Source organism: Psychrobacter sp. APC 3281 (genome assembly GCF_030407815.1).
Classification (GTDB): Bacteria; Pseudomonadota; Gammaproteobacteria; order Pseudomonadales; family Moraxellaceae; genus Psychrobacter.
On the sequence record NZ_JASDCS010000002.1, the window covers coordinates 31,234 to 49,791 of the forward strand.

Below are 18,558 nucleotides of genomic sequence, written 5' to 3' on the forward strand. Positions count from 1 at the left end.
TAATAATAGAAAAATGTTTGCTACCAGCACGAAAACATAAGAGTTTCAAACAGTTTGCATTTTTGCCCTATATTTTATGGCGTATTTTTAGTAAAATCCTTCTTTACCAATTACCGACAGAGTACTATGACCAAGTTTATATTCGTGACCGGTGGGGTAGTGTCCTCACTAGGAAAAGGTATCACCGCAGCTTCTCTTGCAGCGGTCTTAGAAGCACGTGGCGTGACTGTCACGATGACCAAAATGGATCCGTATATTAACGTTGATCCAGGTACAATGAGCCCGTTTCAGCATGGTGAAGTATTCGTCACTGAAGATGGCGCAGAGACCGATCTAGATTTGGGTTATTACGAGCGCTTCTTGCGTCACTCAAAAATGAGTAAGAGTAATAACTTTACCAGTGGCCGTATTTATCAGAACGTGTTGAATAAAGAACGCCGTGGTGAATATCTAGGCGGTACTGTACAGGTTATTCCGCATATTACTGATGAAATCAAAAACAAAATCCTTGCCAGTGGCGAAGGGTATGATATCGCTATTATCGAAATTGGCGGTACCGTTGGTGATATCGAATCACTTCCTTTTATGGAAGCCGTACGTCAGATGCAGGTAGAGCTTGGCCGTAATAGAGCCATGCTAATGCATCTTACTTTAGTACCTTATATTGCTAGTGCGGGTGAGACCAAAACCAAGCCAACGCAGCATTCGGTAAAAGAGCTACGTTCTATCGGCCTACAGCCTGATATTTTAATCTGTCGCTCTGACCATCACATCTCACAAGACAATCGCCGCAAGATTGCGCTATTTACCAACGTTGAAGAGCGTGCGGTCATCATGTGTGAAGATGCACAGAGTATCTATCAGATACCGCGTACATTACATGAGCAAGATCTTGATGATCTCATCTGTGAGCGTTTCGGTCTTGATGTGCCTGAAGCTGATTTGAGCGATTGGGACAAAGTGGTTGAAGCACAGTTGAATCCAGAAGGAACAGTGACTGTTGCGATGGTAGGCAAATACGTCGAGCTTCCAGATGCTTATAAGTCTATCAACGAAGCATTGCTACATGCAGGTATCACTCATAAAGTAGACGTGAAGATTGACTACATCGATGCTGAACGTCTAGAAGATGATGATACTTTACTTGCTCAGCTAAATGATGCTGATGCTATCTTAGTACCAGGCGGTTTCGGTGAGCGCGGTACGATGGGTAAGATAAAAGCCATCACTTATGCTCGTGAAAACAGCGTCCCATATTTAGGCATTTGTCTTGGTATGCAGCTAGCTGTGATTGAGTATGCACGTAACGTACTTAACATTAACGCCAACTCTTCTGAGTTTGATCGTAAGACTGCTGAGCCTATTATTGGTCTAATCACTGAATGGTTAGATGAGCGCGGCGAGCTACAGATTCGTAGCGATGATTCAGACCTTGGTGGCACGATGCGTCTAGGCGCACAGCAAGCAGAGCTGGTTTCTGGTAGTAAGCTAAGCCAAATTTACGGTGCTAGCAATATCACTGAGCGCCATCGCCATCGCTATGAGATGAATAATCGTTATATCGAGCCATTAGAGCAAGCAGGTATGACCATATCTGGTTATTCTGCCAAGCAGCATTTGGTAGAGTCGGTTGAGATTTCTGAGCATCCATGGTTTGTTGCTGTACAGTTTCATCCAGAGTTCACTAGCTCACCACGTGGTGGTCATCCACTATTTAATAGCTTTGTAAAAGCCGCTAAGAACCATAGCGAAAAAAAGTAGTTCTTACAACGTAGTGCAAAGTGAAAGCGCTTATTATAAAAAAGACTGATCTCCGGATTGGTCTTTTTTTTGCTTAATTCAAACTGTTGGACATTATTAAAGAGTCAACATCCTCATTAATAATCTCTAATTACGCTTGCATACTTTTTTTAATCAGCCTATCGGTTACAATATGGGATAGAGATATTAATAACAAAATAAGAGGTAATGGCTTCATGGAAAACTTATTGACCGCACAATCACATATCACGCTCAACACTCCTAACAACGATACGATTAAAATTGGTAACGACCAGCTTTTTGTATTGTTCGGTGGTATGAATGTTTTAGAGTCTAAAGAATTGGCATTTGAGATTGCTGAACAGTATGTTGATATCTGCCAGCGCTTGGGTATCGGCTATGTTTTTAAAGCAAGCTTTGATAAAGCCAATCGCTCAAGTCTGCATTCGTATCGTGGGCCCGGTTTAGAGCAGGGTATCGATTGGCTAGGTCAGATCAAAGAAAAATTCCAAGTACCGATTATCACTGATGTGCATGAACCACATCAAGCAGCACCAGTCGCTGAAGTGGCCGATATTATTCAGCTACCTGCATTTTTGTCGCGTCAGACAGATCTAGTGCATGCGATGGCAAAAACAGATGCCATTATTAATATCAAAAAGGCGCAGTTTTTGGCTCCTCATGAGATGCGTCATATCGTCAATAAGTGCTTAGAGGGTGGTAATGATAAATTGATACTTTGTGAGCGTGGTAGTGCCTTTGGCTATAATAATTTAGTCGTGGATATGCTTGGTTTTGATACCATGAAGCAGATGGATATACCGGTATTCTTTGACGTGACGCATAGCTTACAACAGCCAGGTGCACGTAGTGATAGTGCTGGTGGACGTCGTGAGCAGATTACAACGCTTGCCCGTGCAGGTATCGCTACAGGGTTGGCAGGGTTGTTTTTAGAAGCGCATCCAAACCCAGAAACTGCAAAGTGTGATGGTCCATGTGCGCTGCGTATGAGCCAACTAGAGCCGTTCTTACGTCAGCTTAAGAAAATTGATGATTTGGTCAAAGGTTTTGAAGTATTGGATACTCATTGATACGGTACGTGATAAGAGGGCTATATAATGGCAATTCAGATGGCGCAAGTAAGCATCGAAAATATTGACGATGCAGAAGGCTTAAATAGCGTAATGACCGCGCTTAAGAATATCTCAGGCGTGACGACTATCAATTTGGATCCCAAGCATAATGTCGCAACGGTGAGCTATGATGATACAGATACTAGTATCCATGCCTTGACGGCGGCGATTAGTATGGTGGACTATGCGACTCAGCCATTTCCGATTGATTCACCGCAGAACCCGCACCATAACGATTTATAATTACAAATAGCTATTGCTATAAACTTGTCGATTAGACCTTTTAGGTTTTTATTGACAAGTTACTGTCTCGTTAATAGCATCTCGTTAATAAAGCAACAACCAAACGGTCTTGTTGTCGAGGATAATAGGGCTTATGCTTATTTAATGTAGCTTTGATAGTTGCTCTTACTTTGATAACTTAAAAAATATCAAAGTAGGCATTAACAGAATCACTATGAGAGTTGCTCATTACTAATAAAAATAAGGAGCCTAATATGGCAGATCAAACACGTATTATTAAAATTGACGGTATGACTTGTGGCGGATGCGTAGCAAGCGTACATACAGCAACAGCCGATATTGATGGATTAGAAACTATTACCGTTGACCTCGCTGATAACCTAGCGACGATAACCTTTGATGATAGCAAAACCAGTGCAGAGGCTATTGCTTCAGCTATTGACGATGCTGGATTTGAGGCGACAGTTGCTAACTCATAAGTCTCATCTTTTCTGTAAAGAACCAGCTAACATGTTATTACAAGCATGATAGCTGGTTTTTTAATGATTAACGATTATGAGTATTTTAGACAAAGTAGCATTGATACATTGCTACTTTGTCTAAAATACTCATACTGAATACAATATAACCCAATTGCTTTATTTGAATTTCTTGCCCACCCACTGATATTTTATCGTGGTTCCTACAAATTTATAGGCACCATGACGAGTTTTATTTATGAACGATACCACCCGTACTACCAAAGATGAGTCTTATGATGTCGAAACTGATGTTGAGTCCAACACGACACTGACACCGCAACGCGCGCATTTGCAATTGGCGATTGATGGCATGACTTGTCAGGCCTGCGCTTCAAGAATTGAGAAGGTGCTTAACAAGAAGCCTTCGGTGTACGAGGTAAGTGTGAGTTTTGCTGGCGAGACTGCCAATGTTGATTATGATCCAACCCAGACGACGCCCGAACAGGTGACAGAGTGGGTGAATAAAACAGGCTTTGTGGCTAATGTGCAGGCAGCTGATAGCTTATTTACTCAGACTGACAAAGATACTGCCACTCAATATCCATGGCGCTTAATTGGTTTATGGTTATGTTTGGTGCCTTTTTTAGTTGGCATGGCAGGTATGCTGACGGGTTTTGGTATGGCGTGGATGCCGCCAGTCTGGATTCAGTTTATCTTAGCGACGATTGTGCAGTTTGGCTTTGCGCTACCGTTCTACAAAAGCGCTTGGGCATCCATAAGAGGTGGTCTTGCCAATATGGATGTATTGGTGGTGATTGGTACCGTGACGATATGGGCGTATTCGACTTATCTATGGCTTACTCACGGCGATGGGACTTTAAGTAGTCTGTTGCAAAGTGGACATGCGGGCGGACACGGTGCTAGTAATAGCCCAGCCGTATATTTTGAAGCAGGGGTGATGGTTATTGTCTTTGTGCGTACAGGTAAATATCTTGAGGAACGTACCAAGAAGCACAGCCTAAACAGTATTGATTTACTATTGTCATTGACACCTGATGAAGTAGAGCAGCAGCAGCCAAATGGTGAATTTCATAATATTGCATTATCTGGTGTGCAAGTAGATGACGTCCTACGTGCAAAGCAAGGCAGCCGCGTCGCTACAGATGGTACCGTCATAGAAGGCAGCGGTTGGTGCGTGGAGAGTCATTTAACTGGCGAATCAGTCGCACTCAAAAAAGAACAAGGTGATGGATTGCTGGCAGGTGCCTTGGTAGAGAATGGCAGTCTGCTCTATCGTGTCAGTGCAAAGGGCAGTGATACGAAACTTGGCGATATGGTACAAGCGTTGAGTGATGCACAAGGCTCAAAAGCCAATCTAGCGCGTCTCGCGGATCGAGTAACGGCTATTTTTGTACCTGTAGTGGTAATGATTGCGTTGGTTACTTTTGGGGTCACATGGTGGCTAACAGGTATGGTTGATACTGCTTTAATGCACGCAGTATCGGTATTGGTCATTGCTTGTCCTTGTGCACTTGGTTTGGCCACGCCAGCGGCAATTATGGCGGGTATGGGCGTTGCTGCGCGTCATGGTGTGTGGTTCAAGGATGCGCAAAGTCTTGAGGCAGCAGGTAATATAGATACGGTAGTACTCGATAAAACAGGTACATTGACCATTGGCAAGCCTACTATCGTCGATCATGTCATGGTGGATAAGTCGCTTGCTGTTGATGATGTATTGCAGATTGCAGCCAGTGTCGAGGCGCATGCCAGTCATCCATTAGCAACTGCTCTGGTAAACACAGCTAAAGACCGTCAACTAAATCTATTTAATGTGACTGACATCAGTGTGATAAAAGGCGCTGGTATACAAGCAAATATCGAAGGGCTTGGATTAGTAAAAGTGGGTACGGCAGAGTTTGCGAACTTGACGTTGCCAAGATTCATGCCAAAAGTATGGCAAATTGCTAGTACCGTTGCGATTAGTATCAATGATGAGCCATTAGGTGCATTTGCCTTAGCCGATGACTTAAAGGCAGATACGCCGCAAGCAATCGCTGCACTACAAAATGCAGGTATTAATGTGATTCTGATGAGTGGTGATAAGCAGTCCGTCGTCGATCATGTAGCAGGGCAGTTGGGTATTGATAAGGCTTATGGCAAGATGAGCCCACGTGACAAGGCCAGCCAAATTGCACTATTGCAAACTGCTGGTCATAAGGTAGCGATGGCAGGAGACGGCGTCAACGATGCGCCAGCGATGGCTACTGCTGATGCCAGTTTTGCGATGTTTGAGGGGACTGATGTCGCGCAGCATAGTGCTTCTGCACGTCTAATGGGTGAGTCGCTCATGCATATCGATGCAGCACAAAAAATCGCTCAAGCGACGCTACGTAATATTAAACAAAATCTGTTTTTTGCCTTTATTTATAACTGTCTAGGTATTCCGCTTGCTGCGTTTGGGTTTTTGAATCCGATGATTGCAGCCGCTGCTATGGCGCTTAGCTCCATCTCAGTACTTATGAATGCACTACGATTGACACGGTTTAAGACAGAGGTTGAGCTAGATAATACGGTATCCACCTCTCATACGGATAAAGAACACATAGCGAAATAATAGCTATCATATCTGCCTAGGTCTTCTATAAATATAAAACAGATAGCTATCGCATATATGTATCTCTTAGATTGTTTTTATGACGGCAAGTCGGTGTAAGATAAGGGAAGTTTGGTAAAATATATGCTATGATGCCAAGCACTATAGCCGACTATTAATCTGCTCCATACACCTCTAATCGTTAGGCAACGATAGCCACAAGATAGAAAGGTATAAAGGGTTTTTAAAATTACGCGCTATATGATATTTTGCTTTATCTTTTTTGTATGCTAGCTGCCGTTATTTATCTCACAAACTTGGCATGACCAAAGGAATTAACAGACATTATGTACGCTGAAGAAACCAACAACGTCACCGCAATTAAAGACATTCGCGCTCGTGAAATTTTAGACTCGCGCGGCAACCCAACTATCGAAGCTGATGTTATTTTAGCTGACGGTACTGTCGGCCGTGCTGCTGCTCCAAGTGGCGCATCAACAGGCTCACGTGAAGCGCTTGAGCTACGTGATGGCGACAAGACCCGCTTTATGGGTAAAGGCGTCAAAAAAGCCGTTTCTAATGTCAACAGTCAAATCCGCAGTGCCTTGATTGACAAAGATGTGACTGAGCAACAGGCTATTGATGATGCCATGATTGCACTAGATGGTACAGAAAATAAAGAAAGCTTGGGTGCTAATGCCATGCTAGCTGTGTCACTTGCAACTGCAAAAGCCGCAGCCAAGTCACAGAATCTGCCATTACATCAATACATCGCTAATCTACGTAATCAAACGTCGTTGACCATGCCTGTACCGATGATGAACATCTTGAACGGCGGTGAGCACGCGGACAACACAGTTGATATCCAGGAGTTTATGATTGAGCCTGTGGGCTTCACAAGCTTCTCAGAAGCGCTACGTGCTGGTACAGAGATTTTCCATAGCTTAAAGTCAGTATTGAAATCACAAGGTCTAAACACTGCCGTTGGTGATGAAGGTGGTTTTGCACCGAACCTACGTAGCAACGAAGAAGCTATCACGGTTATCATGCAGGCGATTGAGCAAGTTGGCTACAAAGCTGGTGAAGATATTCATCTTGCGCTAGATTGTGCGGCTAGTGAATTTTACAAAAACGGTCAATACGTTTTGGCAGGTGAAGGTAATAAAGCCTTTGATAGCCAAGGGTTCTCAGACTATCTAGTTGGGCTGGCACGTCAGTATCCTATTATCTCTATCGAAGACGGTCTTGATGAGTCGGATTGGGATGGCTGGAAGTATTTGACCGAGCAGATTGGCGATAAAGTCCAATTGGTTGGTGATGATTTGTTTGTGACCAATCCTACAATCTTGCAAGAAGGTATTGATAAGCATATTGCCAATGCTATTTTGATTAAATTTAATCAAATTGGTACTTTGTCAGAAACGCTAGATGCGATTTATATGGCTAAGAAAAATGGCTATGCAACCATCATTTCACATCGTTCAGGTGAAACGGAAGACAGCACCATTGCAGACTTGGCAGTTGGTACCGCTGCTGGTCAGATCAAAACTGGCTCGCTATGCCGTTCAGACCGTGTAGCGAAGTACAATCAATTGCTACGTATCGAGCAGCAAGTACGCGCAAGCTATCGTGGCCGTGAAGAATTTATTGGTCTACGTGGCTAAGAGTTTGACTGGCTCTTTGGCGTATAATATACGTTGAAAAGCCTAGACTCATCAGCTGAAGTCAATATTTAGGCGATATATAATCATTTGTATATCGCCTAATCAGCTTAAAATTTACTATCCTCTTTTATACCGTTTGGCGTTATCACCTTATGAAATATTTTAGCCAATTTATACTACTTGCTCTAGCCGTTGCAGTGCTTTTAGGATTGCAATATCAGTATTGGTTGGGTGAAAATGGCCGCTTTGAGCATAATAAGTTAACAGCTCAAATTGAAGAGCAACAACGTTTGAATGACAATCAAGTTGCAGCAAACAACTTACTACGCACCGATGTTCAAGATTTAAAAACGGGACTTGAGGCCGTAGAAGAGCATGCTCGCTTAGATTTAGGTTTAATCAAACCCAATGAGACTTTTGTCCAAGTATCCACCGCACCAACCACGCACAGCAACTATTAGCTTTATAAATACACTAGCTTTCACGAATACACTAATTTTTACGACATGAATTAATTTTCATGATGCAGCATCATAATGTTGTTATTTGACACCATTCATCATACTTGACACCTGCTTTATTCCTCTTTACATATACTGTCATGGGCTCAAACCATGAGTACACTACTATGAATACAACCCCTAATATACATGCCATGATCGTCGCAGCTGGTCGCGGCAGCCGTTTTGGTGCGTCTATCGCCAAGCAATATACTATGCTAGAAGGTCAGACGCTATTGCAGCATAGCGTGGCACGACTTGCTTGTAGCGATTACATCGATAGGTGTCTATTGGTCATATCAGCCGATGACAGCACGGCTCAACAATTAGAGTTTGCCCTTCCTGTACGCTATGCAGTCGGCGGAGCAGAGCGTTGGCAGTCAGTACAAGCAGGCGTTGAAGCAGTTAGTCAGACAGGTGGTGATGATTCAGATTTGGTGCTTATTCATGATGCAGCACGTCCCGCTGTACCGAATGTAGATATCGATCAAGTGATTGAAGCAGCGATGATGGAGCCTTACGGCGCTATTCTAGCGACACCAGTGGCCGATACGTTAAAAGCTTCCTATCAGCTAGCTACCTCCGCAGAAGAGAGTCGTTCACACTCTTATATCAAATCTACCATTGATCGTAGTAACATGTGGCAAGCACAAACCCCGCAAGTATTTCGTTTAGGTCAATTAAAAAAAGTCTTAAATCATGTGTTTGAGCACAAGCTCAGCATTACAGATGAAGCCAGTGCTTTTGAACAACTAGGTTTACCAATCCGCTTAGTCTCTGGCAGCCGCCAGAATATAAAACTGACCTATCCTGATGATGCGGTACTGTTAACAGCGATTATGGCGCTTCAGTCTTAATTTCAACTCTGCTTCCGCTAACGAGCATCAGTTTTACTCCTTTTGTACTTAATAATGGCCATGATAAGAATTATAGCTTCAGTAGCCACTATATCCTCGTTAAAATTTTCTATACTATTTCAGAAAAATAATGAATTCAAAAATGAACTATTACTAAAGCCTATACCAAGAATATATATAATCTACTTTGGAATATAATATGGTTATTACATATGTTTTTTGTGTCTGAGCGGGCCTATGTCCAGTAATAGGTTGCTTTAATGACCAAACTAACCTATGATGTAACTAACTTAATACAATTAATATAAAAACTTATAAAATCAATAATATATCAGACCGATTCATTACGCTTAGTTATGTTGTCTCTATATTTTTTCTGAAGTTAGTATGATTGTTTTAGCGACATTTACCTGATAATAGGGAGAAGCTGATTGTCAACAATCAACGATTCAACAAATCCAGTAACGCCAGATCTCTGCCAGCTTGTATATATAAGCCGGATTACCTCTACTGGTCTTTCAAGTCCTAGCACGCTTAATGATATCTCAGAGACCGCGGTTGAACGCAATCAAATAGATAATGTCACCGGTATTCTTTGCTATGGCAATGGCTACTTTTTACAGTGTGTTGAGGGATCAGAGCAGGCACTAACCAACCTAAAAAATCGTTTGTTGGTAGATGATCGACATAAAGAATTAAAGATTTTAGATTTTTCTGAAATTACCAAACGTCGTTTTGCCAGTTGGTCATTACGTTCAATTACCCTTGAGCGTTGGATGACTAAAGAGCCTGAGCTTAAAAAGTTAATGCCATTCAAGCCGTATGAGTGGGATTCTAATGAGTGGCAGAAGTTCTTGGACGTGTTGCAGGGCTACTATGAAGAGCAAACGAGAACAGGGAACGTTGATACGCCTCCTGTCAAATACAGCACGCTAGGGGTGACTTTAAGTAAGGTTGTAGGGCAGCATCAGGCGTTCTTTTTAATCCAGACGATATTGGGATTGATGATAGTGGCTACGTTGCTATGGTTACTGCTGTAATCGATAGATATGAATAAAGTTCCCATTGGGCCAAGCTATATTTATAATTAATAAGACAACCAAATAGAAAAAGCCAGCATTCAATTGATGCTGGCTTTTTTATTTAAAAGAATAAGTTGGCTCTTAATGAGAGATATAAAAAAACCCAGTTCATAATTTATTATGAACTGGGTTTTGGTGGTACGCTTGTTAGTCTAATCTAATGCTAAGCAAAAGTGCTAACAAGTGACGCCAAATAGTGGCGTCCCCAGGGGGATTCGAACCCCCGTTACCGCCGTGAAAGGGCGGTGTCCTAGGCCTCTAGACGATGGGGACTAGTAACAACACTTCAACTGCTTTCACCATTTATGCTGAAGTGGTGCGTATTTTAATAGCGTCGGCGCTTCCTGTCAAGCCTTTTTCTACGTCTTTTTAAAATTAAATATCTTTTTTTAATTGCGCGACGAGGATGTAGGTCGTTTCGCTTTAAATGATAGCGAATCCATAAAGAAGTACAGGCGCTAATCGTCAATGCAAGCAGCATATAACCGAGAATGGTACCCCATAACTTGAGCTGTGGATCCATAATAAAGTCCCTCCTATTAATCTTAATAGTGCTTGCTATCAAGACAGTGTGAGCAACTTAAACCATCTATAGGATATAACCACATCGCTTAAGAGTGATATTTTATCATCAGATAGTTATTCATATCGAATAGAACAACTACGTCTGTCATCACTAAAATAGTTCCGTCTATTTATTATGATATCAATCATATCCCTATTGATTGCCAAATCAAGATGTCAAAGTCATCAAGTATTACAAATAGCACTATTATGTATGATTGGCAATATAGGATATGTGACTTATTGACTGTCGCTATCAGCTGGCTCTTCTTTAGCCTCTTCATTATGCAGCGCATTGGCCAACATAGGGTAGTTATTTAGTATATGGCAAAATAGCTCAGCAGTCTTTTGAGTGTCATACAGAGCTGAGTGAGCATTCTTACCATCAAACTCTAACCCTGCTGCTTTACAAGCGCGTGCTAGGACGGTTTGACCAAATGCTAATGCTGATAAGGTAACGGTATCGAATACTGAAAAGTTATGAAATGGATTGTGGTTTTTGCTATTGGTTCGTAGCACGGCTGCATTTAAAAAAGCCAAGTCAAAATGGGCATTGTGTCCAATTAAGACACATTGACGGCATTCTTCGTCACGGCGTACGTCTTTTAACCCTTTAAAGATGCGGCGCAATGCTGTCTTTTCATCTTCAGCAATGGCTTTGCGCATTGGATTTTTAGGGTCAATACCGGTAAAGGCAAGGGCACTTGGTTCTAAGTTTGCGCCTTCAAAAGGCTCGATATGAGCGTTGAAAGCTTCACCTGGATAAAATACACCTTGCTCATTCAGTAAGACGGGGATACAGGCAATTTCTAACAGGGCATCGGTCTGGGCGTTGAAACCTGCTGTTTCCACGTCGACGACGACAGGCAAGAACTTGCGAAAGCGGTCTTTTAAGGCCATAGGCGCTTGCTCATCTGTCGCTGAAGCTGCATCTTCAGCGGAAGTGCTTAGAGTCGTATCAGGACTGGCAGATTTAGGGTTTGATAAGTCTTCGTCAGGCAAGGTCGCTATGTTTCGATTGGTCATATAAAGTTAAATCACTTTTATCAGTCGTACTAATATATTGAATAAGAAATAAGCATCCTATGATACTAATCGTACCTTTGATACAAAGAAATCTACTACAAAGGTATCATTAATATCATAGGATAAAATAATAGGTCGTTTATTGAATGCTAAGCTTTGTGGGTATTAAGCCTTAATTGACCAAGGTAGCGTTTCACCTGCCATTAGGGGAGTCAATGATGCGCCATCAAAATAAGGATAGTCAGTCGGTACTTGCATAGGCGTGTTAACAAGCGTGATGGTGCTTTCATTTAGAGGTAAGCCGTAGAACTGAGCGCCAAAACGACTGGCAAAACCTTCAAGCTTATCTATTTTTCCAACACTATCAAAGGCGGTCGCATACAAAGGCAGCGCCGTGGCTGCACTATAGCAACCGGCACAACCACAAGCGGCTTCTTTTTTATCTGTCGCATGTGGCGCAGAGTCAGTACCCAAAAAGAACTTTGGATTGCCACTAGTGGCCACATCTAATAGCACTTTTTGGTGGCTTTCACGCTTTAAAATAGGTAGGCAATAAAAGTGCGGTTTGATGCCACCAACCAATAGATGATTGCGGTTAAACATCAAATGCTGCGGCGTGATAGTGGCAGCAACATGGTTGCCTTGTGACAATACAAAATCTGCCGCATCGCTGGTAGTGATGTGCTCTACTACTATTTTCAACGTAGGGAATTTCACGATAATTTGTGCTAATACTTCGTCTAAGAAACGCTTTTCGCGATCAAAGATATCTATATGGTCTTGAGTAACTTCACCATGAATTAGCAATGGCAAATTGTACTTTTCTAGTGCTTCAAAGACATCAACGCAAGCATTAATATTGGTGACACCGTCTGCGGAGTTGGTAGTCGCCCCAGCAGGATAGAGTTTGACAGCTTGTACGATACCTGACTGCGCTGCCAACTCGATATCTTGGGCAGTGGTATTATCCGTTAAATACAGAGTCATACGCGGATCGAAAGCTGACTTGCGCTCAAGACTTAAGTTACTTGCTGCTAATTGATCCATGATACGTGTGCGGTAGGTAATAGCATCCTGCGCATTTTTGACTGGAGGCACCAGGTTTGGCATACAGATGACACGGTTGAAGCTGCTTGCTGCATGAGGTACGGTCGTGCTCAAAGCGAGATCGTCACGCAAATGAATATGCCAGTCATCTGGCTGAAGGATGGTCAATTCTCTAATCGAATCAGTCATAGTGTCAAAGCGCTCTATATCGTCAAATAAAGGAAACAAAAGGGAGTGATACTGTGGGTCTATCATAACAGATTTGCCCACTTGACTAAATATAAGGCTAGATATCTGTACATAATTCATCGAGCTAAGATTAATATCTTATCTTTAAACGATGTTTAAATTCTGGTGGCAAAAATGAGGCTGACCAGAATTTAAGTCAAAAGCGCATGCCTTATGGCAGTTAGACTTTTGCCCATAGTAAATATGATGTACACTGAGCAGGTAATTATCGTTCGACTTGCTTTCGATTTGATCGTCGCCTTTTCTAAAACTATATTTCATAATGGGAGTTCTTCATGGCTCAACTTGATCCAAAAAATATCAATAAAATCGTCTTGGCTTATTCAGGTGGTCTTGATACCTCAATCATCGCTAAATGGCTACAAGAAACTTATGATGCGGAAGTAATCACCTTTACCGCTGATATCGGTCAAGGCGAAGAAGTTGAGCCAGCACGAGCCAAAGCTCAAGCAATGGGTATCAAGCATATCCATATCGAAGATCTGCGCGAAGAGTTCGCTCGTGATTATGTATTCCCTATGTTCCGTGCTAACGCCATTTATGAAGGTGAGTACTTATTAGGTACGTCTATTGCCCGTCCATTGATTGCCAAGCGCTTGGTTGAGATTGCTAAAGAGCATAACGCCGATGCCATCAGCCATGGCGCGACTGGTAAAGGCAATGACCAAGTTCGTTTTGAGCTAGGTGCGGTCGCTTTGTCACCAGACGTAGTAACTATTGCTCCTTGGCGCGAGTGGGATCTATCAAGTCGTGAAAGCTTGATGAAATATGCTGAAGAGCATGATATCGCCATTGATTATGCGGGCAATAAGAAAAAATCTCCTTACTCAATGGATGCTAACTTACTACATATCTCTTATGAAGGCGGTGTCCTAGAAGAACCGTATACCGAAGCAGAAGATGATATGTGGCGCTGGTCTGTCAGCCCAGAAGAAGCACCTGATGAAGCACAGTATCTAGAACTAGAATACGAAAAAGGCGACATCGTTGCTATCGATGGCGAAGCACTTAAGCCTTATGAAGTCATGATTAAGCTGAACGAAATCGGTGGCAAACATGGTATCGGCCGTTTAGATATCGTTGAAAACCGTTACGTCGGCATGAAGTCACGTGGTTGCTACGAGACGCCAGCGGGTACTATTATGCTAAAAGCGCATCGCGGTATCGAATCACTAACGCTTGATCGTGAAGCTGCCCATCTAAAAGATGAGCTAATGCCACGCTATGCAAAAATTATCTACAATGGCTATTGGTTCAGCCCTGAGCGTATGATGCTACAAGCATTGATTGACAAGTCACAAGAATACGTCAACGGTACTGTACGTGTAAAACTGTATAAAGGTAGTGTGAGCGTTGTTGGTCGTAAATCTGATGACTCATTATTTGATGAAAAAATCGCCACTTTCGAAGATGATGCGGGCGCTTATGATCAAAAAGACGCAGAAGGCTTTATCCGTCTAAATGGCTTACGTTTAGCTATCGAAGCTAGCCGTGGTCGCGATTTATCTAAGTAAGTTTTTGGGCTACTGATAGTCAACTCTTAACTTAGATCGCACAAAAAAAGAGACTCTATGTTGATAGGGCCTCTTTTTTTATGGTTAATAAGTGATTGCTAAAACGGTTGCTTTGAGGATAGCTATTTCAAAAGTAAAAGGCTTTACTCAGCTTTTTCTGTCTCTGCAACGTTAGATTCATCTTCGTCTACCATTACAATGGCCACATCTTGCTGTTGCCGCTCATCAATGGCATCTTGTTCTAATACTTCTTCAGTTGCCAGGATCGCACCGTCAGACTTTTGCGATTGGTACTTTAAGGTAGCGAGCGCACCAAGGACACCAACGACAAGTATGATGATAAGAATAACAGGATTTTTCCATAGCGGTGTAGAAGCCTCATACTCGATGGGCTTTTCACTAGTGGTGGTCGGTGTATTGTCGTTATTGCCACCGATTAATCCTAAACTTACTAAAGGCGGTTTAGGCGGATTGGCTGGTTCAGAATTAACGCGCAGTCGATTTCGGCTGAGATAGATATCTGAAATTTTGGCCAACTGTAGCAGCCAGCGCTGGTGCGGTAAGGCAACGGCATGCATCTCGGTAAATACTAACATATCATTGTGACGACCTTGCTGTAGATTGTCAGGTGAGCGTCCAATGGCTTTTAGATAATTGCCTGTTGCCATTTGCATGTCTTGCACAGGTTCATGGTTTTCAGGTTTGAATCCGGACAGTTCATACCAGTAGGGATCAAAAGGAGGTGGAGTGCTTGATAACTGCTCAGTATTTAGTAACGTACGCTTTGCATTACTCTCTGAGTTGTTCTCTATCGCTTCAACAGCTTCAGTAGTTGATTCGGGCAGGTCACTATTGCTTTCTGTCTCAGCAGATGAGGTATGCGTATGCTCTGGGCTAAATCGGGCTGCTGATAAAAACTGTGGTTGTAGCGCAAACCATTTATTGATTTCATCACTGTCTAGTTGACTGTATTCTGTCAGGATAGCCAATTCACGCAGCACAATCACGCACAATGAGGTGAGTAGAGTTTGAGCCTGCTGCATCGTTGCATCAATCTTCTCAGCGATATGTTCGCTTGCCTTTATGACACGAGCATTATCACTAAATACAGCATCTGCCGCATCGTGACGATGGTAGAGTGTGGCACTGATGGTTGCAAAGTTCATTGAGTTATACTGTCGTAACTCTTTGACAGCACTACGACCAAATAGCTTTTTGCTGACTGCTTGTCCCTGATGACGCTGCTGATAGGCGAGCAGCGCACTTACGATGGCTTGTAGACTGGCATCCATCCCTAAGCGAGCTTGCGGTAGAGAGAGTTGTGCCGCATCGGCCAAAAGTGACAGCATAGGCTGGGTATCATGATATAAAAAATCATACATCGACACACGTGTCGGTGAAATAGTCGTCATAATCTGCTAGCATCAAAAAGTGTGCCCCTATATTACGGTGCCAAATGTCTTGATACAATCCCTTGATAATAGAAATTTTCAATCATTTTACTAATAAACTTGATAGTAATCTGATGAATGACTGATAGTCGGAAGCATTTATGACCAATAATAAGACCCTTGATAAGCAACTCGTGATTAATATCGCTGAGCAAACATTGACGCTGTACCAGCAGACTGAGGTTGCGAGATACGTAGTCTCCACTGCAAAGAATGGAATTGGTAGTCAGCAGGATAGTGGTTGCACGCCGCTTGGTAGGCATATTATTGAACAAAAAATAGGTGGTAGCGAGCCTATGAATGCGGTATTTGTCGGGCGTGTGCCGACAGGTGAGATATATGATGCCAATCTTGGTGAGCTACATCCCAAGCGTGACTGGATATTGAGCCGTATTCTTTGGTTAAGCGGTCTTGAAGAAGGGTTAAACAAAGGTAGTAATGGGCAAGGTGGTTGCGATACTTATGAGCGCTATATCTATATTCACGGTACACCAGATACTGAACCAATGAGTATTCCGCTATCACATGGCTGTATCCGTATGCGTAATAAAGATATTGTAGAATTATTTGAGCAAGTAGAAGAGGGTATGCCTGTTACGATTGTTGCTGACTAGGTCGTGTTGCGCACAAATTTAGCTATGGCGCTGACAGAAACTATTTAAACACAATAAAAAAAGACAGCTGGTTATATAACTAGCTGTCTTTTTTATGGAGCGGTTTTACTTTATGAAAGCAGTATCTGTCACAAAAATAATATTACTACTTCTACCAAAACGTTGAGCTGTCTGCAAATTTTGCTAAACGTGCATCAATATGACTCTGGTCATCAGTCAGTATGGCCGTAAACCAACCCGCACCATATAAAGCATTAGTATCTGTTGTTGATTTTAACTCATAGAACTGCTGATATTGATTATCATCGTTCAGTTGTTCTAATGCTTTTTGTGCTTTTATTAGCCGTTTTAGCCAACGTTTGGTTTTCTTCTTAGCTTTTTTCTTACTTAATAAAGGCGTAGAAAACTCACTGATGTAACGCAAATCTCTTAACTGATTGAGCAGCTCGCTTTCAGGTTGGTCATTATCAGGAGTGTCTGTGCTTACATCTAGATCTACGTCTACGTCATTGCTCACAAGCTCAGCAACACTTACTTCATTACTTACTTCGTCAGATTTTTTATTGGTTTTAAGGCATTTCTTATATTGTTTAGAGAGGACTTTCGTTAGCTTATCGCGGGCAAGCTGATCAGTCTGAGGTTCAATGCTTGGGTCGCTCATAGTAAAGGCAATCAGCTCTAGTAAGGTTATCTGAAAGTCATTGGCTTGTAGCGTATTGATAGGCGTAATTTTGATATTTTCAATATCTGTTGTCCAGTCAACGGCAGGCGCGCCACATGCTTGTAGCTCAGGTTCGATCTGTGCATTGATATAAGCAAGTTGATAGTAATCGCTAAGCAAGTTCGCAGTTTGCTTTAGTATCGGCAGCCATTCAGGATTAATCTCATCAGAGAAGTCAGTAAATGCTTTCAACGCAGTACGCAAGCGATCAGTACCAATCCGTAATTGTAGAATATGATCGTCATCTATACTACCAGCGACGATAGCGCTGCTGTTTGGTAATATCTGCAATAAGCAATTGTGTACGACCGCACGTATAAAAGCAGGTGCACTACTGTCTTTGTCTATTTGCAATTGACTTAGGTTTGCGCTGACCGCTGGACTGTGTTTTTGTCCATTAATAAGTAAGCCGCCGTTTTCAGCTTTGGTCACGGTAGATAGACACAGCTTGTAGCGCTTGCACCATGTTTTGGCAGTCGTAAATAAAAAATCTAAATCTCCTGATACCAATTCAAACTCTATCTCTTGAATAGTTTTGCGTAGCGAGTCATCAGTACCATGGATGATTTCTCCCTGATCGTAAGCCATTTCGATGCAATTATCGGTTTCATCTTCATTACTTTCTGTTAGCAACCGCGTAGTGCGCTCGACGTCAGTCACATAAAGTCGTGTCAGATTTTTTGCCAACTTTTTAAGTTTAAAGTCAGCCAATGCTGCAGCGATTGGAGTGTCTTCATATATCGTCAAATCAGGTATCAGCTCATTATTATCGAGCATCGCTTGTACTTGATCATTATCGAGTACAGCATTGTGCTCCAAGCGTGCAGCAATTCCATCACCACCAGCTTTAATGGTTTGTACCCATGTATCGCCTTCTTTGCGAATACGCAGACCGATACCTGCCTGTGCAAGCTGTTGGTCAGGCGTATCGTAATAATGTGCAGCCAGTTGCGTCACTTTTGAGGATTTAACGTGCGTTTGACGCATTAAACCCTTTAGCCGTGACTCTGGTACCAAAAACTTCAGCTCTATCTCTTGCATATTAGCTCCTAATAATTCTGACTGATGGCTCTGATCG

The 18,558-nt window shown here is 42.4% G+C and carries 16 protein-coding genes and 1 tRNA gene; 11 read left to right on the forward strand and 6 right to left on the reverse strand.

From position 1 onward, the window contains the following. Nucleotides 1–126: 126 nt before the first annotated feature. The 9 genes from QL886_RS02095 to QL886_RS02135 all read left to right on the forward strand — a co-directional run bounded on the left by QL886_RS02095 (nt 127) and on the right by QL886_RS02135 (nt 10,252). Nucleotides 127–1,761: a CTP synthase gene (locus QL886_RS02095; RefSeq protein ID WP_290177490.1), complete on the forward strand. Its 1,635-nt coding sequence runs from the start codon at nt 127–129 to the stop codon at nt 1,759–1,761. A gap of 215 nt (nt 1,762–1,976) precedes the next feature. After that, the gene (kdsA, locus tag QL886_RS02100) at nt 1,977–2,852 is read left to right on the forward strand and encodes a 3-deoxy-8-phosphooctulonate synthase (protein ID WP_290177491.1); all 876 of its coding nucleotides are present in this window, start codon (nt 1,977–1,979) and stop codon (nt 2,850–2,852) included. 27 nt (nt 2,853–2,879) lie between these two features. Next, nucleotides 2,880–3,137, forward strand: a complete 258-nt coding sequence (locus tag QL886_RS02105; RefSeq protein ID WP_290177492.1) for a heavy-metal-associated domain-containing protein — start codon at nt 2,880–2,882, stop codon at nt 3,135–3,137. Nucleotides 3,138–3,391: 254 nt separating this feature from the next. Further along, nucleotides 3,392–3,616, forward strand: coding sequence for a cation transporter (locus tag QL886_RS02110; RefSeq protein WP_057761178.1), 225 nt, complete (start codon nt 3,392–3,394; stop codon nt 3,614–3,616). 238 nt (nt 3,617–3,854) lie between these two features. After that, nucleotides 3,855–6,212, forward strand: a complete 2,358-nt coding sequence (locus QL886_RS02115; RefSeq protein WP_290177493.1) for a cation-translocating P-type ATPase — start codon at nt 3,855–3,857, stop codon at nt 6,210–6,212. Nucleotides 6,213–6,538: 326 nt separating this feature from the next. Further along, the gene (gene eno / locus QL886_RS02120; RefSeq protein WP_201548211.1) at nt 6,539–7,855 is read left to right on the forward strand and encodes a phosphopyruvate hydratase; all 1,317 of its coding nucleotides are present in this window, start codon (nt 6,539–6,541) and stop codon (nt 7,853–7,855) included. Nucleotides 7,856–8,007: 152 nt separating this feature from the next. Further along, nucleotides 8,008–8,316, forward strand: coding sequence for a septum formation initiator family protein (locus tag QL886_RS02125; RefSeq protein WP_057761172.1), 309 nt, complete (start codon nt 8,008–8,010; stop codon nt 8,314–8,316). A 167-nt stretch (nt 8,317–8,483) separates the two neighbouring features. Then, a complete protein-coding gene (gene ispD / locus QL886_RS02130) occupies nt 8,484–9,212 on the forward strand; it encodes a 2-C-methyl-D-erythritol 4-phosphate cytidylyltransferase (RefSeq protein ID WP_290177494.1) in 729 nt (242 codons plus the stop codon). Nucleotides 9,213–9,643: 431 nt separating this feature from the next. Continuing rightward, nucleotides 9,644–10,252 carry a BLUF domain-containing protein gene (locus QL886_RS02135; RefSeq protein WP_290177495.1) on the forward strand — a complete coding sequence of 203 codons (609 nt, stop codon included), beginning with the start codon at nt 9,644–9,646 and terminating at the stop codon, nt 10,250–10,252. A gap of 239 nt (nt 10,253–10,491) precedes the next feature. Here QL886_RS02135 and QL886_RS02140 read toward each other — a convergent pair. The 4 genes from QL886_RS02140 to pyrC form a co-directional block, all read right to left on the reverse strand. Then, a tRNA-Glu gene (locus QL886_RS02140) sits at nt 10,492–10,567 on the reverse strand. A gap of 52 nt (nt 10,568–10,619) precedes the next feature. After that, entirely contained in the window at nt 10,620–10,817 is a 198-nt protein-coding gene (locus QL886_RS02145) for a hypothetical protein (RefSeq protein WP_134292217.1), read from the reverse strand. Between the two features lie 281 nt (nt 10,818–11,098). Next, nucleotides 11,099–11,758 carry a ribonuclease T gene (gene rnt, locus QL886_RS02150; RefSeq protein ID WP_165598117.1) on the reverse strand — a complete coding sequence of 220 codons (660 nt, stop codon included), beginning with the start codon at nt 11,756–11,758 and terminating at the stop codon, nt 11,099–11,101. Between the two features lie 291 nt (nt 11,759–12,049). After that, nucleotides 12,050–13,120: a dihydroorotase gene (gene pyrC / locus QL886_RS02155; RefSeq protein WP_290177496.1), complete on the reverse strand. Its 1,071-nt coding sequence runs from the start codon at nt 13,118–13,120 to the stop codon at nt 12,050–12,052. Between the two features lie 335 nt (nt 13,121–13,455). On the opposite strand from pyrC, the gene QL886_RS02160 reads away from it, so the two are divergent. Continuing rightward, nucleotides 13,456–14,694 (forward strand): argininosuccinate synthase, encoded by a 1,239-nt coding sequence (locus QL886_RS02160; protein ID WP_057761167.1) that lies wholly within the window; start codon nt 13,456–13,458, stop codon nt 14,692–14,694. 143 nt (nt 14,695–14,837) lie between these two features. Here the strand turns inward: QL886_RS02160 and QL886_RS02165 are convergent, their stop codons facing one another. Further along, nucleotides 14,838–16,106, reverse strand: a complete 1,269-nt coding sequence (locus tag QL886_RS02165; RefSeq protein WP_290177497.1) for a hypothetical protein — start codon at nt 16,104–16,106, stop codon at nt 14,838–14,840. A gap of 140 nt (nt 16,107–16,246) precedes the next feature. Here QL886_RS02165 and QL886_RS02170 point away from each other — a divergent pair, with 140 nt between their 5' ends. Continuing rightward, nucleotides 16,247–16,759 (forward strand): L,D-transpeptidase, encoded by a 513-nt coding sequence (locus QL886_RS02170; RefSeq protein WP_290177498.1) that lies wholly within the window; start codon nt 16,247–16,249, stop codon nt 16,757–16,759. Nucleotides 16,760–16,910: 151 nt separating this feature from the next. On the opposite strand, the gene QL886_RS02175 is transcribed toward QL886_RS02170, so the two are convergent. Next, nucleotides 16,911–18,521: a CYTH and CHAD domain-containing protein gene (locus QL886_RS02175; protein WP_290177499.1), complete on the reverse strand. Its 1,611-nt coding sequence runs from the start codon at nt 18,519–18,521 to the stop codon at nt 16,911–16,913. Nucleotides 18,522–18,558: the final 37 nt, after the last annotated feature.

Bases quoted from the DNA above. Each gene is read 5' to 3' on its own strand.
- QL886_RS02160 (WP_057761167.1), top strand. From the start codon at position 13,456: ATGGCTCAACTTGATCCAAAAAATATCAATAAAATCGTCTTGGCTTAT.
- kdsA (WP_290177491.1), top strand. From the start codon at position 1,977: ATGGAAAACTTATTGACCGCACAATCACATATCACGCTCAACACTCCT.
- QL886_RS02110 (WP_057761178.1), top strand. From the start codon at position 3,392: ATGGCAGATCAAACACGTATTATTAAAATTGACGGTATGACTTGTGGC.
- QL886_RS02095 (WP_290177490.1), top strand. From the start codon at position 127: ATGACCAAGTTTATATTCGTGACCGGTGGGGTAGTGTCCTCACTAGGA.
- QL886_RS02125 (WP_057761172.1), top strand. From the start codon at position 8,008: ATGAAATATTTTAGCCAATTTATACTACTTGCTCTAGCCGTTGCAGTG.
- QL886_RS02145 (WP_134292217.1), bottom strand. From the start codon at position 10,817: ATGGATCCACAGCTCAAGTTATGGGGTACCATTCTCGGTTATATGCTG.
- QL886_RS02175 (WP_290177499.1), bottom strand. From the start codon at position 18,521: ATGCAAGAGATAGAGCTGAAGTTTTTGGTACCAGAGTCACGGCTAAAG.
- QL886_RS02170 (WP_290177498.1), top strand. From the start codon at position 16,247: ATGACCAATAATAAGACCCTTGATAAGCAACTCGTGATTAATATCGCT.
- eno (WP_201548211.1), top strand. From the start codon at position 6,539: ATGTACGCTGAAGAAACCAACAACGTCACCGCAATTAAAGACATTCGC.
- ispD (WP_290177494.1), top strand. From the start codon at position 8,484: ATGAATACAACCCCTAATATACATGCCATGATCGTCGCAGCTGGTCGC.
- QL886_RS02105 (WP_290177492.1), top strand. From the start codon at position 2,880: ATGGCAATTCAGATGGCGCAAGTAAGCATCGAAAATATTGACGATGCA.
- pyrC (WP_290177496.1), bottom strand. From the start codon at position 13,120: ATGACTGATTCGATTAGAGAATTGACCATCCTTCAGCCAGATGACTGG.
- QL886_RS02165 (WP_290177497.1), bottom strand. From the start codon at position 16,106: ATGACGACTATTTCACCGACACGTGTGTCGATGTATGATTTTTTATAT.
- rnt (WP_165598117.1), bottom strand. From the start codon at position 11,758: ATGGCCTTAAAAGACCGCTTTCGCAAGTTCTTGCCTGTCGTCGTCGAC.
- QL886_RS02115 (WP_290177493.1), top strand. From the start codon at position 3,855: ATGAACGATACCACCCGTACTACCAAAGATGAGTCTTATGATGTCGAA.